This window comes from Sphingomonas caeni, assembly GCF_026013415.1.
In the GTDB taxonomy this organism is placed as follows: domain Bacteria; phylum Pseudomonadota; class Alphaproteobacteria; order Sphingomonadales; family Sphingomonadaceae; genus Sphingomonas; species Sphingomonas caeni.
The window spans coordinates 408423-425240 of sequence record NZ_JAPDOK010000002.1; the positions used below are offsets into that span (position 1 = coordinate 408423).

Genomic DNA, 16818 nt, shown 5'->3' on the forward strand with positions numbered 1-16818 from the left:
AGTTTATCGCCGGAGGCCCAGTTTGACCCAGGTTTCGCCTGCACCTTCGATTTCAGGATCCGTCGGGATCCGCCAGAATCCCTCGGGAAATGGCGGGCAAGGCGGGTTTTCGCTCGCGCTCGACCGCCCGGCGGTGCCCAGCCCCTCGCCTCGGCCCGAGGTCCCCGAAGAGGGTGAGCACGACCCGGCGACGCGGCACGCGGTTGCCGGAGGCGGCAAGAATTTGCCGGGCCAGGACGATTCCGCCGGCACCGATGACGACCGCAGCGAGGTCGATGCGCCCTTCGCCTGGTTCGGCATCACGCTGCCGCCCCCGCCCGAGGGTGCGCCCGCGATCGTCGCGGTCGGCCAGCCCGTCGCCGCGATCGAACTGCCCGAGGGTGACGCCGCGCTGCTGCCCGGCATCGCGCTTCCCGAGGCCGCGCTTCCTGCAGCAGCGCTTCCTGCAGCAGCGCTTCCCGCAGCGGCGCTTCCTGAAGCGCCGACCGAGGGCGCGCCCGCACCCGCGCTCCCCGCCGGCGAGAAGACCGAGGCCAGCCCGGCCTTCGCGCTGCCACAGCAATCGCCCGCGCCCGCGCTGCCGCGCCAGATCCAGGGCATCGAGCTGTCGCGCGTCCGCGCCGATCTGCCCGCCCGCATCGAGCTTCCGGCGAAGATCGAGCTTCCCGCCGATTCGCCGATCCTCCAGACCATCGCCGCGCTCCAGCCGCGCGCCGAGGCGCAGCCCCTCGCCGCCACGCTCGCGGCCGCGACGGGGATCGAGTTGCCCGATCCGTTCCGCCGCCCCGCCCCGCGCGATACGCTGCTCAATACCGTCGCGCCCACCAGCGCGACCGAGATCCTGCGCCCGCATGTCGTCCAGGCCGTCGCCGACGCGCAGCAGGCCGCGATCGACACGCGCCGCAGCGAATGGATGAGCCAGACGATCGACCGGATCGAGGCGCTACGCGATTCTCCGAACTCGCGCGAAACCTCGATTCGTCTATCCCCGGACGCGCTCGGCACCGTCGACGTGTCGATCCGTCACGAGGGCGACCGCGTCCATGTCCGCTTCACCGCGGAAAATGCGCAGGCGCGGACCCTGCTGACCGAGGCGCAATCGCGCCTCACCGAAATCGCCGAGGCGCGCGGGCTCAAGCTCGGCCAGACCTCGGTGGACTCTGGCGTGAGCGGGGGCACCGCCGGCCAGGGTCAGCGGCACGATGCCGCGCCCAAGACTGCGACCGCTTCCGCCCCGCCCGGCGTGCCGGGCAGCGAAACCGAACGCGCCACCGATGACCGCATCGCCTGAGATCCACGGAGACCGACATGAGTGACACCGACGAAACCACGCCGCCCAAGAAGAAAAAGAAGAAGGGCAAGCTGATGCTCTTCGTCGTCCTGCCCGTGCTGCTCGCCGGGCTGGGCGGGGGCGGCTTCTATGCCTGGCAGTCGGGCATGCTCAACGCCGCCTCGGGCGGTACGGCGGCCGCCGCCGAGACGCATGGGCCCCGCCTGGTCCCGAAGGACGAAGAGAAGCGCGCGTCGCTCGGCGGCGAAGGCGAGCATGAGGGCAGCGGCCATACCGGCGAGCGCCCCAAGGGCGTGGGCGGCGACAAATACGCCTCGACCTATTATCCGTTCGAGAAGGAATTCACCTCGAACCTGGCCGACAGCGTCCATTTCATCCAGGTCGGGATCGCGATTTCGACGCCGTACGACGATTCGGTGATCGAGAGCATCAAGACGCATGAGATCGCGATCCGCTCGGCGATCCTCCTCACGCTGGGCGAGACCAGCGAGGAAGAGGTGTTCACGGCCGAGGGCAAGAGCCACATCCAGAAGCGGCTCGCCGACGCGATCAACGCCGTTCTCAAGCAAAAAGAGGGCTACAGCGGCGTTAGTAACGTCTACTTTACCAATTTCATTGTTCAGTGAAGAACGATGGTTAACAGCCCTTCAGAGACTGACGCGTCCGAGCGGCGCGAGCGCCCCAGGGCCAGCGCGGATCACGCGCCGGCGCTGGGCGCCTCGGCGCTCAATCCGTTCGGCGATCTCATCACCATGCAGCATCTGTCTGCACGGCTGTCGAAATCGCTGAAGGCCGTCTTCGAAGGGCTGCTCCGCAAGGAATTGCGCGCCTGGGCCGAGCCGCTCTCGGTCCAGCGCTATGCCGATTACAAGACCGAGCGCGGCCCCGGCCTCTCCACCTGGGCATCGCTGGCGATGACCCCGGGCAAGGGCCGCGCGCTGATCGTCATGGACGGCAAGTTCGTGCTCGAGATGCTCGACTGCTTCTTCGGCGGCGACGGCGAGGCCCCGCATCCGCTGCCCGAGGAGTTCTCGCCCGCCGCGGAAGCCCTGGTCGCCCGCGTCAGCGGCATGCTCGCCGGGCCGCTCGAATCGGCGTGGGAGCCGCTCACCAGGATCGGCTTCAAGCCGGTCGGCAGCATGAGCCAGGCCGCGCCCGATCTGGGCGGCGACGATCCAGTCGTGGTCACCCGCTTCGGCCTCGCCGAGGGCGAGCACAAGCCGGTGTTCATCGACATTCTCTATCCCGTGGCGGCGCTCAAGCCGCACACCGTCGCGCTCAACGCCAAGGTCCATGACAAGCCGATCGAGGTCGAGCCGCAATGGCGCTCGGGGCTCACGCGCGCGGTGATGGGCGTGCCGCTCCAGGTCCGCTCGGTGCTCGCCGAGCCGGTGGTGCCGCTCGCGCAGCTGCTCGAACTCAAGGCCGGCGACGTCATCCCCATCGATTTCGGCCCCGAGGTTCCGGTGATGGTCGCCTCGCGGCGGCTCGGCACCGGCCTTGTCGGCACTTCCAACGGCCGCGCGGCGGTCCGCCTCACCAGTTTCGAACCGATCAGTGCAGAGGATTTCCGATGAACGACATGACGGGCAGCTTCGCGGCCGATGCCGCGGTGGGCGCCAATTTCCACCTGCTCCAGGGCGTCGACGTCAAGCTCACGGTCGAGATTGGTTCGACCCAGCTGACGCTGCGCGAACTGCTTGCGCTCGGCGAATCCTCGGTGATCGAACTCGACCGCGAGGCCAATGAGCTGCTCGACGTCTTCGTCAACGGCACGCTGATCGGCCGCGGCGAGGTGGTCACGGTGGGCGACAAGTTCGGGGTGCGCATGACCGAGCTGGTCAGCCCCGAAAAGCGGGCCGCCAAATAACATGATGTGGGCCTATATCCTCAAGCTGGTCATCCTGCTCCCGCTCGTCTGCGGGCTGCTGATCGGCTGCCTCTATGCCTGGCGCAAGCTCGAGGCGCGGCTCCCCAAGAACCAGGGCGAGCGCATGGTGCAGATCAAGGAGACGATGATGCTCTCCCCCGGCCTGCGCCTCGCGGTGATCGAGTTCGAGGGCAAGAAGCTGCTCGTCTCGGTCAGCCGCAGCGGCGTGACCCTGGTCGACAAGGCCGAGGGCGGCGCGCCTTCGAGCTTCAAGCCCGGTTTCGACCGGCTGGCTGGAAGCCAGTGATGCGCGCGCTGATGCCCATGCCCCGCAAGCTGCCCACCCGTGCGGTGGTGGTGATCGGCCTGCTGTGCTTCGCGATCCTGTTCGCCTTCCCGGCCTTCGCGCAAGGGGCTCCGGCGCCCGCGCCGACCCCGGGCATGGGCGATGCGGTCGATCGCGCGCTCGGCGATCTGGGCGGCGGCAATGCCCCGCTCAGCCTGTCGCTCCAGGTCCTCATCATCATGGGCCTGCTCACGGTGCTGCCGGGCATCCTGCTCATGATGACCAGCTTCACGCGGATCATCATCGTGCTCGCGATCCTGCGCCAGGCGCTGGGGCTCCAGCAGACCCCGCCCAATCAGGTGCTGGTCGGTCTGTCGATGTTCCTGACCTTCTTCATCATGGCGCCGGTGATCAACCAGGCGAACACGACGTCGATCCAGCCCTATGCCGAGGGCAAGATCAGCGCGAGCCAGATGATCCAGGGCACCGGCAAGGCGCTCCACGGCTTCATGATCAAGCAGACGCGCAACCGCGACGTGAAGATGTTCTCGGACATGGCCAAGCAGGGTCCCTATGCGAAGCCCGAGGACGTGCCCTTCTCGGTGCTGCTCCCGGCCTTCGTGACCAGCGAGCTCAAGACCGCGTTCCAGATCGGCTTCCTGATCTTCCTGCCCTTTATCGTTATCGATCTGGTGGTCGCCACCGTCCTCATGTCCCTGGGCATGATGATGATGTCGCCGACGATCATCTCGCTCCCATTCAAATTGCTGCTCTTCGTCCTGGTGGACGGATGGGCGCTGACGATGGGTTCCCTCGCTTCCTCTTTCGTGACCTGAGGCCATGGACGCAGATTATTTCATGACCGTCGCGCGCGAGGCGATCTGGGTGCTGGCGCTAGCCAGCGCGCCGATCCTGATCCCCGCTTTGCTTTCCGGCCTCATCCTCGGCATGGTCCAGGCGGCGACCTCGATCCAGGAACAGACGCTCACCTTCGTGCCCAAGCTGATCGTGGTGGCGATCAGCCTGATGATCTTCGGGGGCATGATCCTGGGGCTGCTCGGCGATTTCACGACGAGCATCTTCGAGCGCATTCCGGATCTGGTGAAATGAAGACCGCGCCCGCCTTCGTGCTGATCGCGGCACTGCTGCGCGTTCCGCCGCCCGCCCGTCCGATTCGGCCTACGCTTCACTGATGATGGGCTTCGGGCTCTCGATCGAGCCTCAGCTCTGGGCGCTCCTGTTCGCGATGGTGCGGGTGGGGGCGGCCTTCATCGCGGCCCCGGTGTTCAGCGCGGTCTCGATACCCTTGCCCGCGCGCATCGCGCTGTCGGGGGCGATCGGGCTGCTGGTGATCAACGTCGCGCACATCACCCCGCCCGCTATGATCTTCTCGCTCGGCACGATCGTCATGGTCGCGTCGGAGGCGCTGATCGGGCTGGCGATGGGCTTCATCCTCCAGATCGCCTTTTCGGCGCCTTTGATCGCGAGCGAGGTGATCGGCATGGGGATGGGGCTCGGCTTCGCCAATGCGATCGACCCGGCGAGCGGCCACCCGACCCCTGCGGTCGGCCAGTTCCTGTCGATGCTGCTGACGCTGCTCTTCCTCGCGGTCGACGGGCATCTGATCCTCGTCGATCTGGTGGTGCGCAGCTATGAGGTGATGCCGCCGGGCGCCTGGCTCGCGCCCGAAAAGCTGCTCGGCATCGCGATGTTCGGCGGCTACGCCTTCCTTGCCGGGCTGCTGCTCGCGCTCCCGGTCGGCTTCCTGCTGCTCTGCCTCAACGTAGTCGTCGGCATGCTCAGCCGCTCGGCGCCCGCGCTCAACCTGTTCGCGGTCGGCCTGCCCGCGTCGCTCGCGGTCGGCGTCGTCGCCATCCTGCTCGCGCTGCCCGCGATGGGCGATTACATGCAGATCATCATCCGCGAGGGCCTCGACGCCCTGCCTCAGCTGGTGCTCCGCTGATGGCGGACGAATTCGGCGAAAAGACGGAAGCCCCAACACCCAAGCGCAAGCAAAAGGCGGTTGAGGAAGGCCAGATCCTCCGGTCGCGCGATTTCGCCGCGGCGGTGGTGGTGCTGATCGGCTGCGGCTGGATGGCGCTGCTCGGCCCTTCGCTGATCGCCGCGTGCAAGGGCGTGATGACCGCGAGCTTCCAGTTCGACGTCCATGATGTCGAGGATTTCGAGCCCTGGCGCCCGCTCGCCGAAGCGGGGTGGCGGATCGCGCCGGCGATGGTGGGCCTGCTCGTCACCTCGGTGCTCGCGGCGATCATCAGCCAAGCGGGGCTGGGCGCGCTTGGCTGGAACAACAAGAATTTCGCGCCCAAGGGTTCGCGGATCAATCCCGCCTCGGGGCTCAAGCGCATGTTCGGCCCGACCGGCTGGATCGAGGTGGGCAAGGGGCTCGCCAAGGTCGTCTTGCTCGGCTCGATCGGCTATTGGATGCTCTCCGGCCTCGCCCGGCCCTCGATGGTGCTGGTCTCCTCCGCCGACATCAATTCGGCGGTCGGGATGATGGGCGGGCGCTTCATCGGCCTGCTCTTCGCCATGGCCGGCGGGCTGCTGCTGATCGCCGGCATCGACGTTCCGATCCAGCTGATCCGCCACCTGAACCAGCTCCGCATGTCGAAGCAGGAGATCAAGGACGAGCATAAGGAGACCGAGGGCTCGCCCGAGGTGAAGGGCCAGCTGCGCCAGCGCCAGCGCGAGATCCTCAAGGGCGGCTTCCGCAAGACGGTCGCCACCGCCCATGTCGTGCTCACCAATCCGACGCACTTCTCGGTCGCGCTGCGCTACGATCAGGGCCGCGACCAGGTCCCAGTGGTGGTCGCCAAGGGCCGCGGCGCGACCGCGCTCGCGATCCGCGAGCTCGCCGGCGAGTTCGACGTGCCGATCCTCGAATATCCGGCGCTCGCCCGCGCCGTCTATTACACCAGCCGCGAAGGGCAGGAGGTTCGCGACGATCTCTATCTCGCCATCGCGGCGGTGCTCGCCTTCGTTTTCGGGGTCAACAGCCAGGCCGGGGGCAGCCAGCCGCCGGTCACCGTCCCCGACACCGCATTGTTCGACGAAAACGGCAAGAAACTGGCGCGCGCGACCTAAAAAACGGTGCCGCGCAGCCGTTTATCGGATCAGGGGAAGACCATGGCCATCGAGTCGATTGCAAAGACACTGGGAAGCGGATCGGGCATCGACATCACGGCGCTCGTGAACGGTCTCGTCGACGCCCAGTTCGCCGCCAAACAGGCCGCGCTCACCAAGAAGGACGATACGCTCAAGGCGCAGATTTCGGCCGCGGGCGAGCTCAAGAGCGGCATCACCGGCTTCGACACCGCGCTCAAGACGCTGATCAAGACGGGCAGCCTCGCGACCGCCCCGGTCAGCGGCAACACCGGCATCGTGAAGGTCAGCGCGCTGACCACCAGCAGCATCTCGGGGCTCCCCGCGCAGGTCGAGGTCCGCCAGCTCGCCCAGGCCCAGGTCGCCAGCACCACGCCGATCGCCGACAAGAGCGCCGCGATCGGCACCGGCAAGCTCACTTTGACCTTCGGCACTGCCACGGTCGATTCGGGTGGCGCCATGACGGCGTTCACCGCCGGGGCCGCCGCCTCGGTCGATATCGACATCACCGCGTCGAACAACAGCCTCACCGGCATCGCCGCGGCGATCAACGCCAAGAAGGCCGGGGTCACCGCGTCGATCATGAGCGATTCGGGCGGCTCGCGGCTGGTGCTCAAGAGTTCGACGGGCGCGAGCCAGGCCTTCACGCTCGCCGCGACCGAGGATGTCGGCGCCGAAGGGCTCGCCGCATTGAATGTCGGCGTCGGCGCCACCGGCACCACCATCGGCAGCGCCGCCCAGTCGGCGATCGTCGCGGTCGATGGCGTCGCGCTCCAGCGTTCGAGCAATTCGATCATGGACATGATCCCGGGCGTGAAGCTCGACCTCGTCTCGGCCTCGGTCGGGACCAAGGTGACGATCGACGCGCAGGCGCCCACGGCGGCGCTCGGCCAGGCCGTCCAGGACCTGGTCGATACCTATAATGAGCTGCTCGCCACGCTGAAGACCGCGACCGATCCGATCACCGGCCCGCTCAAGAGCGACGCCGCCGCCAAGACCCTGCTCAATTCGCTCCGCAATCTGAGCACCAAGGAACTGATCGAGGATCCGGACAGCAATCTGGTCTCGACCCTTTCCGAACTCGGCGTCGCCACCAACCGCGACGGCACGCTGCGCGTCGATTCGACGCGGCTCGCAACGGCGATCGCCAATGACGGCACCAGCGCCGAGGCGATCTTCAAGAGCGGCAAGGGCCTTTCCGCCGAACTGACCAAGATCGCCACCGCCGCGACGAGCATGACCTATGGCCTCGGCTACAGCGTCGTGCGCTACAAGGAAGCCCAGTCGAGCCTTGCCGCGGATCAGGAAAAGGCGACGACCCAGGCCGAATCGATGCGCACCCGCATGACCCGCCAGTTTGCGGGCATGGATTCGGTGGTCTCGGCCTATAAATCGACCCAGAGCTTCCTCGAGAACCAGGTCGCGGCCTGGAACAAGCAGAACTGATGCCCCGCTACGCCACCGCGCTCGCCGGGGATCCGGCCCGCACCTATCGCCAGATCGATCTCGCCGGCCGCACCGGCGCGCACGATTCGCATGCGCTGGTCGGGATGCTCTACGAAGAGGGCATGGCCGCGCTGCGCGCCGCCGCCTGGGCCGCCGAGAACCGCAAGTACAGCGTCAAGAGCGAGCGCGTCGCGCGCGCCACCGCAGTGCTATTCGCGCTCGAGGCGGGGCTCGATTTCGAAAAGGGCGGTGACGTCTCGAAAGCGCTCGCGACCTTCTATCACGGCATCCGCAAGCAGGTGATCCACGCCAGCCTCGGCAGCGACCCCGCGCCGTTCCGCGAGGCGGCCGCGAGCCTCGAGGAAATCGCCGCCGCCTGGTCGACCGTCCGGGGGGCGAGCTAGGGGTCTGGGATCAATCCATCCCCGTTCTCAGCCCCAACGGGCTGTGTGGGTAGGCATACTCCCAAAAGGACCTAGACCCAGCGCTCCAATACCTGCTCGACCGTCTCGGTTTCCGCCGGATGCGCCTCGGCGGGCGATACCGAGAAGCGCGGCGCCGGCATCGGCTGGATCACCCCCGCCGGCGCCGCGAAGGTACCGCGCGCCTGGTTGTGCGGATGATGCGGCGCCTCGGCGAGCGAGAGCACCGGCGTCACGCACGCATCCTTGCCCTCGAACGCCTCATCCCAATCGTCGCGCGCGCGCGTCGCGAATGCCTCGGCGAACGCCTCGCCCATCTCGATCCAGCTCGCGCGGTCATATTGCTCGAAGCGCTCGGCATCGATCCCCAGCCCCTCGCACAAGGCCGCGAAGCTCGGCGGCTCGAGCGCGCCGACCGCGACATGGCGGCCATCGGCGCAGGCATAGCAGCGATAGAAGGGCGATCCCCCGTCGATCAGGTTCGAAGCGCGCATATCCGCCCAGCGCCCGGCACCGTGGAGCGCGTAATAGAGCGTCATCAGCGCGGCGACCCCGTCGGTTTGCGCCACGTCGATCACCTGCCCGCGCCCGATCGCCTGCGCGCCGAGGATGCCAGCGACCAGCCCCAATGCCGCGAACATCGCCCCGCCCGCATATTCGCCGACCAGGTTGAGCGGCACCGTGGGGCTCGCCGGCGCGCCGATCGCATGGAGCGCCCCGGTCAGCGCCAGATGGTTGATGTCGTTGCCCGCCGCCCCGGCAAGCGGCCCGTCCTGCCCCCAGCCGCTGACCTTGGCATAGACGAGGCGCGGATTGGCGGCGAGGCAGCGCGGCCCGTCGAGCCCGAGCTGCTCGGCAACGCCGTGGCGGAAGCCCTCGATCACCCCGTCCGCCTGGGAGACCAGCATCAGCGCCTTTTCGCGGTCCGCGACCAGGGTCAGGTCGAGGGTGACTTCGCTGCGCCCGCGATAAAGCAGGGGCGCGATCGCGCTTCCGTCGGTCCCCGCGCGGCGGATGCGCACCACGTCGCAGCCCATGTCGGCGAGCAGCATCCCCGCGAGCGGCAGCGGGCCCGCGGTATCGAATTCGACGATCCTAACCCCGGCGAGCGGGCCATGAACGGCATCAACCACGCATCTTCCCCAACCCTTTGCCCCAAGCTGGCATCACAGCGCGCTTTCCGCTAGCGAAACCCGCATGGCAGCCCCGCATATCGTCGCCCTCGGTGGAACCCTTCGCGCCGAATCGGCCACCGGCCGTCTGCTCGCGGCAGCGCTGGCGATGGCCGAGGAGCGCGGCGCGCGGACGACCTTGCTCACCGGATCGGACATCGCTTTCCCGCATTACGAGCCCGGCGCGGCCGAGGGCGATCCCCGGCTGATCCGCTATCTCGAGGCGCTGCGCAGCGCCGACGGGGTGATCGTCGGCTCGCCCGGCTATCACGGCACGCTCTCGGGGCTGGTCAAGACCGCGCTCGATTATTGCGAGCAGCTCAGCAAGGATCAGCGCCCCTATCTCGACGGGCTGCCGGTCGGGCTGATCGCCACCGCCGCGGGCTGGCAGGCGGCGGTCTCGACGCTTCAGGCGCTCCGGACCATCACCCATTCGCTACGCGGCTGGCCGACCCCGATGGGGCTCGCGATCAACACGGTCGAATCGAAGGACTGTATCGGCGATTCGAAGGTCCCGATGGGGATCATGATCGACCAGATCCTCGCCTTCGCGGCGCGCCGGTAGACGAGGCGCCCGATCCGGCGCATATTCTGCGCATGAGCGATGATCCCTTCGAGACAGTCGCGATCGCCTATAGCCAGGCGCAGGCCGACGTGATCCTGTCGATGTTCGCCTGGTATGATATCCCGGCCTATGCCAAGAATATCGCGCACGCCCGCGCCGATCCGATGCTGACGCTGGCGCTCGGCGGGTTCCCCATCCGCGTCCACCGCGACGTTGCGGAGGAGGCACGCGCGCTGCTCGAGGAAGCGGCCGATCGCGAGCACGAAGCCCCGCCCGTCCAGCCGCTGCACGAGCGGATCGCCAAGGTCGCGTTCCTGGGCGTGATCGGCATGACGCCCCAGCCCAGGCTCAGCGCGACGATCGTCCGCTAGCGGCAGCTTCCTGGATCGGCGGTGGGCGCCATTGCGCCAACATTGGTGGGGACAAAGGTCATGTCGATCGTGTCGCCGACCTTGCACCGCCCGATCGTCGCATAGGGCATCGTCACCGAGCTGCGCCTTCCGTTCGGCAATTCGACCTCGATCAGCGTCAAGGGGGGATCATATTTCGACTCCCGAACCCCCATCATCCTGACGATCCGGGCGGCGATCTGCGTCTGCGCCCCGGCTGCGGGCAGGCCGGCCCATGCCAGCAATGCCACAACGCCCAAGACGAACGCGACCCCGAGGACCGCGCCCACTTCGCGCCACGGGATCGGCGCCCGGCCCAGCCGCGCAGCCATTACTCCGCCGCCACCGCCTCGATGCTGTCGTCGAGCGGGTGGGGGAGGCGGGTCAGCATTTCCTTCGGCACTACCTGCCAGAAATCGCCCGCGGTCCGCTCCCATTCGTCGAGCAGGCCCTTGGCATAGGCGCTGTCGGTCGTCTCGACATGGGCGGCGACCAGGTCGCGCAGCACGCCTTCCCAATGCGCCGAGGATAGCCGCTGCCAGACGATGCTGTCGGGATTGGCGCGGCGCGCGAAGCTCGCGTCGGGATCGTAGACGAACGCCATGCCCCCGGTCATGCCCGCGCCGAAATTCATGCCAACCGCGCCCAGCACCACCGCGACGCCGCCGGTCATATATTCGCAGCCATTGGCGCCGCAGCCCTCGACCACCACCTGCGCGCCCGAATTGCGCACCGCGAAACGCTCGCCCGCCTGCCCCGCTGCGAACAGCTTGCCGCTGGTCGCGCCGTACAGGACGGTGTTGCCGATGATCGTGTTCTTCCACGATTCGATCGGCGAACTCACCATCGGCCGCACCACGATGATGCCCCCCGACAGCCCCTTGCCGACATAATCGTTGGAGTCGCCGAACACTTCGAGGGTGATGCCCTTGCACAGGAAGGCGCCGAGCGACTGGCCCGCGCTGCCGCGCAGCCGGACATGGACATGCCCGTCATTGAGCGCCGACATGCCGAAGGTGCGCGTGACCTCGCTCGAAAGGCGCGTGCCCACCGCGCGGTGCGTGTTGCGCACCGTATAGGTCAGCTGCATGCGTTCCCCGCGCGAGAAGACTGCGGCGCCATCCTTGATCATCTGCGCGTCGAGGCTGTCGGGAACCTCGTTGCGCCACGTGTCGAGGCTGAAGCGGCGATTATCCTCGTCGGCATCGACCTTGGCGAGGATCGGGTTGAGATCGAGATCGTCGAGATGCTCGGCGCCGCGGCTCACCTGCTTGAGCAATTCGGTCCGCCCGATCACCTCGTCGAGGCTGCGGAAGCCCAGCCGTGCGAGGATCTCGCGCACTTCCTCGGCGATGAAGGTCATCAGGTTGATGACCTTTTCGGGGGTGCCGGTGAACTTGTCGCGCAGCCGCTGGTCCTGCGTGCAGATGCCGACGGGGCAGGTGTTCGAATGGCATTGCCGCACCATGATGCAGCCCATCGCGACCAGGCTCAGCGTGCCGATCCCGAATTCCTCGGCGCCGAGGATCGCGGCGATGACGATGTCGCGCCCGGTCTTGAGGCCCCCGTCGGTACGCAGCTTCACCCGGCCGCGCAGCCCGTTGAGCGTGAGCGTCTGGTTGACCTCGCTGAGGCCCATCTCCCACGGCGTGCCGGCATACTTCACTGACGTGACCGGCGACGCGCCCGTCCCGCCGACATGCCCGGCGATCAGGATCACGTCGGCATGCGCCTTGGCGACCCCCGCCGCGACCGTGCCAATCCCCGCCGAGCTGACCAGCTTGACGCACACCCGCGCGCGCGGATTGATCATCTTCAGGTCATAGATGAGCTGCGCGAGGTCCTCGATCGAATAGATGTCGTGGTGCGGCGGCGGGCTGATCAGCGTCACCCCCGGCGTCGCATGGCGCAGCTTGGCGATGAACTCGGTCACCTTGAAGCCGGGCAGCTGCCCGCCCTCGCCGGGCTTGGCGCCCTGGGCCACCTTGATCTCGATCTCGTCGCAGGCGTTCAGATATTCCGCCGTCACGCCGAACCGGCCGCTCGCGATCTGCTTGATCACCGAATTGGCGTTGTCGCCATTGTCGTACGGCGTGTAGCGCGACGAATCCTCGCCGCCCTCGCCCGAGACCGCCTTGGCGCCGATCCGGTTCATTGCGATCGCCAGCGTCTCGTGCGCCTCTGGGCTCAGCGCGCCCAGCGACATGCCCGGCGTGACGAAGCGCTTGCGGATCTCGGTGATCGCCTCGACCTTGTCGACGGGAACGCCCTCGGCCGGGAAGTTGAATTCGAGCAGATCGCGCAGATAGACCGGCGGCATGTCGCGCACGCCGCGCGAGAATTGCAGATAGGTCGAATAGCTGTCGGTCGCGACCGCGCTCTGCAGCAAATGCATCAGCTGCGCCGAATAGGCATGCGTCTCGCCGCCGTGCCGGTGGCGGTAGAAGCCGCCGATCGGCAGCGTTGCGACCGCCGCATCGAACGCCGCCTCGTGCCGCATCGTCGCGTTCAAGTGGAGCGAGGCATAGCCCTCGCCCGAAATCTTGGCGGGCATGCCCGGGAAGAGATCGTGGACCAGCGCGCGGCTGAGGCCCACCGCCTCGAAATTATAGCCGCCGCGGTACGAGGAGATCACCGCGATCCCCATCTTGGAGAGGATCTTGAGCAGCCCCTCATCGATCGCCTTGCGGTGGCGCGCCAGGCACTCTTCCAGGCTCAGCTTGCCGAACAGCCCGCGCGCCTGGCGGTCGGCGATCGCCGCCTCCGCCAGATAGGCGTTCACCGTGGTCGCGCCGACGCCGATCAGCACCGCGTAATAATGGGTGTCGAGACACTCCGCCGAGCGGACATTGACGCTGGCATAGGAGCGCAAGCCCCGACGCACGAGATGCGTATGCACCGCCGCCACCGCGAGCACGCTGGCGATCGCGACGCGGCTCTCGGAGATATGCTCGTCGGTCAGGAACAATTCGGTGCAGCCGGCGCGCACCGCCTGTTCGGCCTCGAACCGGATGCGCTTGATCGCCGCGCGCAGCGTTTCCGCATCGCCCCCCGCGTCGAAGCTGCAGTCGATCTCGGCGCACTGGTCGCCGAAATGGCCGCGCAGCCGCTCCCAGTCGTCGCTGGTCAGCACCGGCGATTCGAGCACCAGCACCTTGCCCGGCGCGCCCTCGGTATCGAGGATGTTGGCGAGGTTCCCGAAGCGCGTGCGCAGGGTCATCACCTGGCGTTCGCGCAAGCTGTCGATCGGCGGGTTGGTGACCTGGCTGAAATTCTGGCGGAAGAACTGGCTGATCAGCCGCGGCTTGTCCGAAATGACCGCGAGCGGCGTATCGTCGCCCATCGATCCCACGGCCTCCTTCGCCGTCTCGACCATCGGCGAGAGCACCAGCTCCATATCCTCGAGCGTCTGCCCCGCCGCGACCTGGCGCCGGGTCAGCTCGGCGCGCTCGAAGCGCAGCGGCGCGGCCTTGGGCGCGGGCAGCGCGTCGATGGTGATGAACTCGCCGATCTTGGCGTCATAGTCCGCCTCGCCCGAGATGCGGTCCTTGATCGCGAGATCGTCGAACAGCGCGCCCGCCTCGAGGTCGACCGCGATCATCTGCCCCGGGCCCATCCGGCCCTTGGCCACGACGCTGGTCTCCGGAATCTGGACCATGCCGGTCTCCGAACCGACGATCAGCAGATTGTCCGAGGTGCGGACATAGCGCAGCGGCCTGAGCGCGTTGCGGTCGACCCCCGCCACCGCCCAGCGCCCGTCGGTCATCGCCAGCGCGGCGGGGCCGTCCCACGGCTCCATCACGCTCGCGAGATATTTGTACATGTCGAGATGATTCTGCGGCGTATCCTCGTCGGACCAGGCCTCGGGAACGAGCATGAGCTTGGCGGTCGGCGCGTCGCGGCCCGAGCGGCAGATCGCCTCGAACACCGCGTCGAGCGCGGCGGTGTCGCTCGCGCCCGCCGGGATCACCGGCTTGATGTCCTCGCTATGCTCGCCGAAGGCGAGGCTGGCCATGCGGATCTCGTGGCTCAGCATCCAGTTCTTGTTGCCGCGGATCGTGTTGATCTCGCCATTGTGCGCGAGGCAGCGGAAGGGCTGGGCCAGCCACCATTGCGGGAAGGTGTTGGTCGAATAACGCTGGTGGAAGATCGCGACGCGGCTCTCGAACCGCGCATCGCGCAGGTCGGGATAGAAGTCCGACAGCGATTCCGCGAGGAACAGCCCCTTGTAGATGATCGAGCGGCAGCTGAGCGAGCAGATATAGAAGCCCTGCACCTGCGCCGCGATGATCCGCTTCTCGATCCGTCGGCGGATCAGATAGAGATTCTTCTCGAACTCGGCGGCATCGGCCTCGTCGGGCATCGGGCCGGCGATCATGATCTGCTCGATCTCGGGGCGCGTCTCCTGCGCCTTGCGGCCTATCACCGAGACATCGACCGGCACCTGGCGCCAGCCATGGATGCGGTATCCCGCCCCGATGATCTCGCTCTCGACGATGGTGCGGCACGCCTCCTGCGCGCCCAGATCGGTGCGCGGCAGGAACACCATGCCGACCGCGAGCCGGTTGGGGAGCAATTGGTGCCCCGAGGCCTGGATCGCATCGTCGAAGAAGCGTACCGGCAGATCGACATGCAGCCCGGCGCCGTCGCCGGTCTTGCCGTCGGCATCCACTGCGCCGCGATGCCACACCGCCTTGAGCGCATCGATCGCCGACTGGACGACGCGGCGGCTGGGCACGCCATCGGTCGCGGCGACCAGCCCCACGCCGCAGGCGTCGCCCTCGAATTCGGGACGGTACATGCCCTCGCGGGCGAGGCGGAGGCGTTCGGATTCGGGGGGGAGGGTCATTTCAGCTTCATTCCCGTGAATCGTTCCATGACGGGGATCACAGCAGCCTCGATCTCTGCGTCCATTTCAGGCGAAGGCGCATTCGACCAGTCGGCGATGATCTGCATCATCCGGGGGCGCAGCGCGAGGACGCGCTGTCCCGACGGCGACCGCCCGAAGCGGTCCGCATCCTGAAGCTGCGCAGGCGTCAATTGGCCGACGACGGCGACCGCCGCGCTTCTGGCCGTGGCCGACAGATTTTGTTCGGTCACGACATAGCCGTCGGACGCCATCGTTCCGATCATGGGTCCCAGGTCGAGGCCCTCGGCCATCAATTCGATCATGCGGGTGCCCGTAGGGCTGCCGTAAAAGGCAATGGCGGCGCGCAGATCCTCTTCGCTCAATTCGGCGGCGAAGAAGGTCCCGAGCCGGTCCCACATGGACGGCAGTGCCTGGCGGAGATGGCGGATCAGGATCGGCTTCATCGCCTCGACCATCGCCTTCAATATCCCGGGATAGCGCTCCTCCATCGCTTTCATGTCGGGATCGGCGAGCATCGCCTGGGCCGTTCGGTCGCCGAGCATCCGATCCAGCACGGCCATCGTCAGCGCTTCCGGGTTCAGCAGCTTCGCCAACTGAAGGCCAAGAGTCTGGCGCGCCGGATCGGCCGCCATCGGCGCCGCGGTCTGCGCAACCGCCGGCAGCGGCGCGATCGCGCCAGCGGCAATCAGCAGTGCGGCGGCGCGGATCATTGCCCGCCCGCCGAGTGCTGGCGCTTGTAGTCAGTGACCGCCTTCAGCGCGATCGTGCGGATGCCGGGGCCGATTTCGGCCACCAGCCGGTCGGCCCAGGCGGTGCTCACCGCGTTGATCTGCGGCGAGATGCGCTGCATCTTCTGCGCCCCGCTGCTCTGGCCGAATTCGGCCAGCGGGCCATAATCCTCGGGCGTCAGGCTCGCCATCACCTTGTCGAACGCGGCGCGCTGCATCGCCTCCTCGCCCTTGGCGATGTTCTCGCCCATCGACTGGAGCGTGATCGCATAGACTTTCTGACCGGTCGGGCTGGCGAAGAAGCGATAGAGTTCACCGGCCTCCTGGGGGGTCAATTCGCCCGCGAGGATCTTGCGGATATCGGCGCGCAGCGCGGGCAGTCCGGCAAGCACGGCGCGGCTCAGCTCGGGCCGGATCTGCGCGACCATATAGTCGCGCATGCCGGGGTAGCGCGCGAATTCGGCGCCGCCGACTTCCTGGTCGAGGCCCTGGTTCAGCCCGGCAAAGACGAGATCGAGCATCGCCCGATCGGGGATCATCAGGCCGACGAGCCTGTCGAGATCGTCGGTGGGCGCCGGGACGGGCGCGACCGTAGCTGCCGCGGGCGGGGTCATCGTCAGCGGCGCAGTCAGCGCCAGCGCTGCGAACAGGAATTTCAT

Annotated in this window: 18 protein-coding genes; 13 read left to right on the top strand and 5 right to left on the bottom strand. The window is 67.5% G+C overall.

Going from position 1 to position 16818, the window contains the following annotated elements:
* Positions 1-22: 22 nt before the first annotated feature.
* The 11 genes from OF829_RS06700 (at position 23) to OF829_RS06750 (ending at position 8417) form a co-directional block, all read left to right on the top strand.
* Positions 23-1291 (top strand): flagellar hook-length control protein FliK, encoded by a 1269-nt coding sequence (locus OF829_RS06700; RefSeq protein ID WP_264939208.1) that lies wholly within the window; start codon positions 23-25, stop codon positions 1289-1291.
* 17 nt (positions 1292-1308) lie between these two features.
* On the top strand, positions 1309-1917 hold the full coding sequence (locus tag OF829_RS06705; RefSeq protein WP_264939209.1) for a flagellar basal body-associated FliL family protein: 609 nt from the start codon (positions 1309-1311) through the stop codon (positions 1915-1917).
* A gap of 6 nt (positions 1918-1923) precedes the next feature.
* Positions 1924-2868, top strand: coding sequence for a flagellar motor switch protein FliM (locus OF829_RS06710; protein ID WP_264939210.1), 945 nt, complete (start codon positions 1924-1926; stop codon positions 2866-2868).
* Positions 2865-3161 (top strand): flagellar motor switch protein FliN, encoded by a 297-nt coding sequence (gene fliN, locus OF829_RS06715; RefSeq protein WP_264939211.1) that lies wholly within the window; start codon positions 2865-2867, stop codon positions 3159-3161. Before OF829_RS06710 ends, fliN begins: the two co-directional genes overlap by 4 nt.
* A gap of 1 nt (position 3162) precedes the next feature.
* Positions 3163-3468 carry a flagellar biosynthetic protein FliO gene (locus OF829_RS06720; protein ID WP_264939212.1) on the top strand — a complete coding sequence of 102 codons (306 nt, stop codon included), beginning with the start codon at positions 3163-3165 and terminating at the stop codon, positions 3466-3468.
* Between the two features lie 11 nt (positions 3469-3479).
* Positions 3480-4283, top strand: coding sequence for a flagellar type III secretion system pore protein FliP (fliP, locus tag OF829_RS06725; RefSeq protein WP_406701416.1), 804 nt, complete (start codon positions 3480-3482; stop codon positions 4281-4283).
* A 4-nt stretch (positions 4284-4287) separates the two neighbouring features.
* Positions 4288-4557 (top strand): flagellar biosynthesis protein FliQ, encoded by a 270-nt coding sequence (gene fliQ / locus OF829_RS06730; RefSeq protein ID WP_264939213.1) that lies wholly within the window; start codon positions 4288-4290, stop codon positions 4555-4557.
* A gap of 82 nt (positions 4558-4639) precedes the next feature.
* Complete coding sequence (gene fliR, locus OF829_RS06735; RefSeq protein ID WP_264939214.1) at positions 4640-5410, top strand: flagellar biosynthetic protein FliR; 771 nt, start codon at positions 4640-4642, stop codon at positions 5408-5410.
* On the top strand, positions 5410-6549 hold the full coding sequence (locus OF829_RS06740) for an EscU/YscU/HrcU family type III secretion system export apparatus switch protein (RefSeq protein WP_264939215.1): 1140 nt from the start codon (positions 5410-5412) through the stop codon (positions 6547-6549). Before fliR ends, OF829_RS06740 begins: the two co-directional genes overlap by 1 nt.
* A 42-nt stretch (positions 6550-6591) precedes the next feature.
* Positions 6592-8013, top strand: coding sequence for a flagellar filament capping protein FliD (gene fliD, locus OF829_RS06745; protein ID WP_264939216.1), 1422 nt, complete (start codon positions 6592-6594; stop codon positions 8011-8013).
* A complete protein-coding gene (locus tag OF829_RS06750; protein WP_264939217.1) occupies positions 8013-8417 on the top strand; it encodes a flagellar export chaperone FliS in 405 nt (134 codons plus the stop codon). Before fliD ends, OF829_RS06750 begins: the two co-directional genes overlap by 1 nt.
* 71 nt (positions 8418-8488) lie before the next feature.
* Here the strand turns inward: OF829_RS06750 and OF829_RS06755 are convergent, their stop codons facing one another.
* Positions 8489-9568: a CaiB/BaiF CoA transferase family protein gene (locus tag OF829_RS06755; RefSeq protein ID WP_264939218.1), complete on the bottom strand. Its 1080-nt coding sequence runs from the start codon at positions 9566-9568 to the stop codon at positions 8489-8491.
* A gap of 64 nt (positions 9569-9632) precedes the next feature.
* Between OF829_RS06755 and OF829_RS06760 the strand changes: the two genes are divergently transcribed.
* Both OF829_RS06760 and OF829_RS06765 read left to right on the top strand, forming a co-directional pair.
* Positions 9633-10172, top strand: a complete 540-nt coding sequence (locus OF829_RS06760) for an NADPH-dependent FMN reductase (RefSeq protein WP_264939219.1) — start codon at positions 9633-9635, stop codon at positions 10170-10172.
* A gap of 32 nt (positions 10173-10204) precedes the next feature.
* Positions 10205-10543 (top strand): hypothetical protein, encoded by a 339-nt coding sequence (locus tag OF829_RS06765; protein ID WP_264939220.1) that lies wholly within the window; start codon positions 10205-10207, stop codon positions 10541-10543.
* Here the strand turns inward: OF829_RS06765 and OF829_RS06770 are convergent.
* From OF829_RS06770 to OF829_RS06785, 4 genes are read right to left on the bottom strand one after another with little or no spacing between them, the layout of a single operon-like run.
* The gene (locus OF829_RS06770) at positions 10540-10893 is read right to left on the bottom strand and encodes a hypothetical protein (protein ID WP_264939221.1); all 354 of its coding nucleotides are present in this window, start codon (positions 10891-10893) and stop codon (positions 10540-10542) included. The genes OF829_RS06765 and OF829_RS06770 overlap by 4 nt on opposite strands.
* Positions 10893-15410: a glutamate synthase large subunit gene (gltB, locus tag OF829_RS06775; protein WP_264939222.1), complete on the bottom strand. Its 4518-nt coding sequence runs from the start codon at positions 15408-15410 to the stop codon at positions 10893-10895. Before gltB ends, OF829_RS06770 begins: the two co-directional genes overlap by 1 nt.
* On the bottom strand, positions 15407-16141 hold the full coding sequence (locus OF829_RS06780) for a DUF2059 domain-containing protein (RefSeq protein ID WP_264939223.1): 735 nt from the start codon (positions 16139-16141) through the stop codon (positions 15407-15409). The genes gltB and OF829_RS06780 overlap by 4 nt, the downstream gene beginning before the upstream one ends.
* A complete protein-coding gene (locus OF829_RS06785) occupies positions 16138-16818 on the bottom strand; it encodes a DUF2059 domain-containing protein (protein ID WP_264939224.1) in 681 nt (226 codons plus the stop codon). The genes OF829_RS06780 and OF829_RS06785 overlap by 4 nt, the downstream gene beginning before the upstream one ends.

Excerpts from the sequence above, each read along its gene's own strand:
- fliR (WP_264939214.1), top strand. The coding sequence starts at position 4,640 with ATGATGGGCTTCGGGCTCTCGATCGAGCCTCAGCTCTGGGCGCTCCTG.
- OF829_RS06705 (WP_264939209.1), top strand. The coding sequence starts at position 1,309 with ATGAGTGACACCGACGAAACCACGCCGCCCAAGAAGAAAAAGAAGAAG.
- OF829_RS06740 (WP_264939215.1), top strand. The coding sequence starts at position 5,410 with ATGGCGGACGAATTCGGCGAAAAGACGGAAGCCCCAACACCCAAGCGC.
- OF829_RS06780 (WP_264939223.1), bottom strand. The coding sequence starts at position 16,141 with ATGATCCGCGCCGCCGCACTGCTGATTGCCGCTGGCGCGATCGCGCCG.
- OF829_RS06760 (WP_264939219.1), top strand. The coding sequence starts at position 9,633 with ATGGCAGCCCCGCATATCGTCGCCCTCGGTGGAACCCTTCGCGCCGAA.
- OF829_RS06750 (WP_264939217.1), top strand. The coding sequence starts at position 8,013 with ATGCCCCGCTACGCCACCGCGCTCGCCGGGGATCCGGCCCGCACCTAT.
- fliP (WP_406701416.1), top strand. The coding sequence starts at position 3,480 with ATGCCCATGCCCCGCAAGCTGCCCACCCGTGCGGTGGTGGTGATCGGC.
- fliQ (WP_264939213.1), top strand. The coding sequence starts at position 4,288 with ATGGACGCAGATTATTTCATGACCGTCGCGCGCGAGGCGATCTGGGTG.
- OF829_RS06765 (WP_264939220.1), top strand. The coding sequence starts at position 10,205 with ATGAGCGATGATCCCTTCGAGACAGTCGCGATCGCCTATAGCCAGGCG.
- OF829_RS06785 (WP_264939224.1), bottom strand. The coding sequence starts at position 16,818 with ATGAAATTCCTGTTCGCAGCGCTGGCGCTGACTGCGCCGCTGACGATG.
- fliD (WP_264939216.1), top strand. The coding sequence starts at position 6,592 with ATGGCCATCGAGTCGATTGCAAAGACACTGGGAAGCGGATCGGGCATC.
- OF829_RS06710 (WP_264939210.1), top strand. The coding sequence starts at position 1,924 with ATGGTTAACAGCCCTTCAGAGACTGACGCGTCCGAGCGGCGCGAGCGC.
- OF829_RS06720 (WP_264939212.1), top strand. The coding sequence starts at position 3,163 with ATGATGTGGGCCTATATCCTCAAGCTGGTCATCCTGCTCCCGCTCGTC.
- gltB (WP_264939222.1), bottom strand. The coding sequence starts at position 15,410 with ATGACCCTCCCCCCCGAATCCGAACGCCTCCGCCTCGCCCGCGAGGGC.
- OF829_RS06770 (WP_264939221.1), bottom strand. The coding sequence starts at position 10,893 with ATGGCTGCGCGGCTGGGCCGGGCGCCGATCCCGTGGCGCGAAGTGGGC.
- fliN (WP_264939211.1), top strand. The coding sequence starts at position 2,865 with ATGAACGACATGACGGGCAGCTTCGCGGCCGATGCCGCGGTGGGCGCC.